General features: G+C 71.1%; 5 protein-coding genes and 1 pseudogene. All 6 read left to right on the top strand.

Annotated features, from left to right (window positions below):
- Positions 1-478 (top strand): annotated as a pseudogene (locus tag ABNT58_RS03850) (cobyrinate a,c-diamide synthase); the annotation flags it as partial.
- A 25-nt stretch (positions 479-503) separates the two neighbouring features.
- Positions 504-1,142 carry an energy-coupling factor ABC transporter permease gene (locus ABNT58_RS03845; RefSeq protein WP_348752192.1) on the top strand — a complete coding sequence of 213 codons (639 nt, stop codon included), beginning with the start codon at positions 504-506 and terminating at the stop codon, positions 1,140-1,142.
- A gap of 2 nt (positions 1,143-1,144) precedes the next feature.
- Positions 1,145-1,933 (top strand): precorrin-4 C(11)-methyltransferase, encoded by a 789-nt coding sequence (gene cobM, locus ABNT58_RS03840; RefSeq protein ID WP_348752193.1) that lies wholly within the window; start codon positions 1,145-1,147, stop codon positions 1,931-1,933.
- A gap of 1 nt (position 1,934) precedes the next feature.
- Positions 1,935-2,921, top strand: coding sequence for a sirohydrochlorin chelatase (locus ABNT58_RS03835; RefSeq protein ID WP_348752191.1), 987 nt, complete (start codon positions 1,935-1,937; stop codon positions 2,919-2,921).
- 6 nt (positions 2,922-2,927) lie between these two features.
- Positions 2,928-3,599, top strand: a complete 672-nt coding sequence (locus tag ABNT58_RS03830; RefSeq protein WP_348752190.1) for a precorrin-8X methylmutase — start codon at positions 2,928-2,930, stop codon at positions 3,597-3,599.
- Positions 3,596-4,648: cobalt-precorrin-5B (C(1))-methyltransferase (locus tag ABNT58_RS03825; protein ID WP_348752189.1), on the top strand; the 1,053-nt coding region annotated here is incomplete at its 3' end. The genes ABNT58_RS03830 and ABNT58_RS03825, both read left to right, overlap by 4 nt.

Below are 4,648 nucleotides of genomic sequence, written 5' to 3'. Positions count from 1 at the left end.
GGCCGATGCGGCGCTGCCGCCCTGCGACGCGGTCTGGCTGCCCGGCGGCTACCCCGAGCTGCACCTGGACGCGCTGGCCGCCAACCTGCCGATGCAGCAGGCCTTGCGCGCCCACCAGGCCGCGGGCCGGCCGCTGCTGGCCGAATGCGGCGGCCTGCTGGTCCTGCTGCAAGGCCTGACCGACGTACAGGGCCGCCGCCAGCCCATGGCCGGCCTGCTGCCCGGCGAGGCGGTGATGCAAAGCCGCCTGGCCGCCATCGGGCTGCATGAAGCGGCCTTGCCCGAAGGCACGCTGCGCGGCCACAGCTTCCATTACTCGCGGCTGGAAACGCCGCTGGCGCCGTTCACCACCACCCGGCCTGCGCGCGCCGGCCGCACCGGTGAGGCGGTGTTCCGCCAAGGCCGGCTGACGGCCAGCTACTTCCACGCGTACTTCCCTTCCAACCCCGCGGCGGCCTGTGCGCTGCTGCGGCCTTGAACCTGTCCAACCCGAGGAGAGACCCATGCACATCGAACCCGGCCTGCTGGCCGCCCCCAAGCTGATGGCCGCGAACGTGGCCGCCGTGGCCCTGCTGGCCGTGCATGCACCGGCCTGGCTCAAGCAGCCGAAGCTGTGGCTGCGCACGGTGCTGGCGGCGCTGTTCTTCACGCTGTTCATGCAGTCGTTCCACCGGCCGGTGGGCCCGTCGGAGCTGCACTTCGTCGGCGCCATGCCCATCTACCTGCTGCTGGGCTGCCTGCCCACGCTGTTCGGCTTCGGCCTGGGCCTGCTGCTGCAAGGCCTGTGGTTCGAGCCGCAGGACCTGGTGCACCTGTCGGTCAACTTCCTGTCACTGGCGGTGCCGCTGCTGGCCCTGCACCACACGCTGGGCCGCCGGCTGGCGCAAGGCGCGCTGTCGGTGCGTGACGTGCTGAAGCTGGACGCGGCCTACTACGCCGGCGTCACCGCGATGGTGGGCTTCTGGCTGTCCATCGCCAACGACGCCACGCCGCTGGCCGATTGGGCGATGTTCGCGGCCTCGTACCTGTCGTTGGTGGTGCTGGAGCCGGTGTTCACCGTGCTGGTGGTCAAGGGCGTGCAGGCGGTGCGCATGCAGCGCTGGGCCCGTGCCTGCTTCGACGAACGGCTGACCGCCGCTTGAGCATGCCGGGCACGGTGTGGTTCGTCGGTGCCGGCCCCGGTGATCCGGAGTTGATCACCGTCAAGGGCCGGACGTTGATCCAGCAGGCGGGCGCCATCCTGTTCGCTGGCTCGCTGGTGGATGAAGCGGCCACGCGCTGGGCGCCGCCCGGCTGCGTGATCGCCGACAGCAAGGGCATGACGCTGGACGAGATGTCGGCCTGGCTGATCGAGCAGGCCGGCCGCTGCGCCACCGTACTGCGGCTGCAGACCGGCGACCCTGCGCTGTACGGCACGTTGATCGAGCTGGTGCAGCCGCTGGACGCGGCCGGCGTCCCCATCGGCGTGGTGCCGGGCGTGTCGTCGGCCATGGCCTCGGCCGCCGCCGCGGTGGAAAGCTTCACCCTGCCTGAGGTCACGCAGACCACCATCTTCACCCGGGTGGAGGGCCGCACGCCCATGCCCGAAGGGGAAGACCTGGCCGCGCTGGCCGCGCACCGCAGCACGCTGTGCATCTTCCTGTCCATCACATTGCTGCACAAGGTGGAAGCCGGGCTGCGCGCCGCCGGCTGGCCGGAAGACGCCCCCGTGCTGGTGGTGCACAAGGCCAGCTGGCCGGGGCAGCAACGCATCGTGCGCGGCACCGTGGCCACCATCAAGCAGCTGTGCCGGGAGGCCGGCATCGTCAGCCAGGCCATGGTGATCGCCAGCCCCACGCTGGGCGCGCGCCACTGGCCCGAACTCACCAAGTCGCGGCTGTACGACGCCGCCTTCACCCACCGTTTTCGCCGCGCCAGCGCGCCGGAGGCCTGAGATGACCGACAACCCCATCCACCTGGATGCCCACACCACCGTGCTGCTGGTGGGCCATGGCTCGCGCGAAGACAGCGGCAACGAAGAAATCCGCCAGTTCGTCGCGCAATGGCGCGCGCGGCAGCCGGGCTGGCGCATCGAGCTGTGCTTCATCGAGTTTGCGCCGCCCAGCCTGCACGACGGCCTGGTGGCGGCCGCCCGCGGCGCGCAGCGGGTGCTGGTGCTGCCGCTGATCTTGAACGCCGCCGGCCACGTGAAGATGGAGATCCCCGAGGCCATCGAGCATGCGCGTGAACATGCGCCGGGCGTGGAGTTCCTGTACGGCCCGCACCTGACGGCCTGCGACCCCATCCTCACCATCCTGCAGCGGCGGCTGCGTCGCGCGATGCTGGCGCTGGACATGCCCGACCCCACCACCACCGGCGTGGTGCTGCTGGGCCGCGGTTCTTCCGACCGCGGCGCCAATGGCGACATGGCCAAGATGGCGCGCTGGCTGTTCGAGTCGGGCGACCATGAGCTGGTGGAGCTCGCCTTCACCGGAATCGCCTGGCCGCGGCTGGAGCGGGTGGTGCAGCGGCAGGTGCTGCTGGGCATGCGCCAGGTGGTGGTGCTGCCTTACTACCTGTACACCGGCACGTTGATGGAGCGCATCCACCGCCAGGTGGCCCACCTGCAGCAGCAATATCCGCAGGTGCGCTTCCACGGCGGTACGCATTTCGGCTTCGAGCCGGAGATCTTCGCGCTGCTGGAGCAACGGGTGGCCGACCTGCTGGCCGGCGTGCCCGACAGCAAGCTGCCCTGCGACGGCTGCCGCTTCCGCGAGCTGGCGCACGAGGCCGGGCATGGGCATTCGCACGAGCACACCCATGCGCACACGCATGCGCCCGCAGTGGCGCCGGTGCTCGTTGATGCCCATGAGCATGTGCACGCGCACGACCATGCGCACCACCATGCGCACGAGCACCCCCACGCCCCCCAGCCCGCCTGAGCGCCGATGAGCACCGTCAACACCGTCACCGAGCAGCTCACGCCGGCCGGCCAGGCCATCGAGCACGACAGCTTCGCCATCATCGATGCCGAGGTGGGCCCACATGCCTATACAAGTGCCCAGTGGCCGGTGGTGCGGCGGATGATCCATGCCAACGCCGACTTCGACTTCAACGGCCTGACCGACTTCCACCCGCAGGCGGTGGCGGCCGGCATCGCGGCCATCTGCCGCGGCGGCACGCCGGTGGTGGCCGACGTGGAGATGATCTGCTCGGGCCTCAGCAAGCCTCGGCTGGCCCACTTCGGCATGGCGGCGCACCAGTTCATCAGCGATGAAGACGTCATCGCCCAGGCCCGGGCCGAGAACAGCACCCGTGCGGTGCAGGCCATGCGCAAGGCCTGGCGGCAGGGGCTGCTGGAAGGTGGCATCGTCGGCATCGGCAATGCCCCCACCGCGCTGCTGGAGCTGGTGCGGCTGGTGCGTGAAGAAGGCGTGCGCCCGGCGCTGGTGGTGGGCATGCCGGTGGGCTTCGTCTCGGCCGCCGAGTCGAAGGACGCGCTGGCCGAGCTGGCCGACGTGCCCTGGATCGTGATCCGCGGCCGCAAGGGCGGCTCCACGCTGGTGGTGGCGGCGCTGCATGCGCTGCTGTCGCTGGCCGAGGCCGAAGAACGCGGATGAAAGATGGCGCCAAGCCCCGCGGCACCCGCACCGGTTTCACCACCGGCGCGTGCTCGGCCGCGGCGGCGCGGGCGGCGGCCATCGGCCTGGTGGAAGGCGCCGTGCCGCCCCACATCGACTGCCTGCTGCCCAATGGCGACACCGTGCGCTTCGAGGTGCACGACGGCCGCTGCGATGCCCACAGCGCCCATGCCATGGTGGTGAAGTTCGCGGGCGACGACCCCGATTGCACCGACGGCGCCCACCTCACGGCCGACCTGCGCCGCCTGCCCGGCCAGGCCGGCGTGGTGCAGCTGACCGGAGGGCCGGGCGTGGGCACCGTCACCATGGCCGGCCTGGGGCTGGCCGTCGGCGGCCCGGCCATCAACCCGGTGCCCCGCCGCAACATCGAAGACAACGTGCGCGCGGTGGGGGAAGAACTGCTGCTGCACGACGGGCTGGAAGTGTGCATCTCGGTGCCGCAGGGCGTGGAGATGGCGCGCAAGACGCTGAACGCCCGGCTGGGCATCCTGGGCGGCATCTCCATCCTGGGCACCACCGGCATCGTCAAGCCCTACAGCACCTCGGCCTACCGGGCCAGCGTGGTGCAGGGTGTGCAGGTGGCGGCCACGCTGGCCGCGCAAACCGGCCGCAGCGTGGTGGTGCTGACCACCGGCGGCCGCACCGAGCAGTTCGCGATGCGTGAACACCCCGAGCTGCCGCCCGCCGCCTTCGTGCAGATGGGCGACTTCCTGCGCTATGCGCTCGATGAAGCGGTGGCACAGGGCATCGGCCAGGTGGTCATCGGCGGCATGGTGGGCAAGCTCACCAAGATCGCCCAGGGCGAGACCATCACCCACGCCAACCGCGCCGAAGTGGACACCGAACTTCTGGCCCGCCTGGCCGCCCGCGTGGGCGCACCGGCGGCCGACTGCGCCGAGATCGCCGCTGCTGAAACCGCCCGCTTCGCGGCCGAGCGCATGCAGGCACTGGGGCTGCTCGAAGCCTTTCATGCCGCGCTGGCGCAGGAGGTGGTGAACACCCTGACCGCGCCCGACCGCTACGGCCAG

Source organism: uncultured Aquincola sp., assembly GCF_964001545.1.
GTDB lineage: Bacteria > Pseudomonadota > Gammaproteobacteria > Burkholderiales > Burkholderiaceae_C > Aquincola.
Note: the sequence above shows the minus strand (reverse complement) of the source record. Positions and strands in the feature narration are given on the sequence as shown.

Bases quoted from the DNA above. Each gene is read 5' to 3' on its own strand.
- ABNT58_RS03835 (WP_348752191.1), top strand. From the start codon at position 1,935: ATGACCGACAACCCCATCCACCTGGATGCCCACACCACCGTGCTGCTG.
- ABNT58_RS03845 (WP_348752192.1), top strand. From the start codon at position 504: ATGCACATCGAACCCGGCCTGCTGGCCGCCCCCAAGCTGATGGCCGCG.
- cobM (WP_348752193.1), top strand. From the start codon at position 1,145: ATGCCGGGCACGGTGTGGTTCGTCGGTGCCGGCCCCGGTGATCCGGAG.
- ABNT58_RS03830 (WP_348752190.1), top strand. From the start codon at position 2,928: ATGAGCACCGTCAACACCGTCACCGAGCAGCTCACGCCGGCCGGCCAG.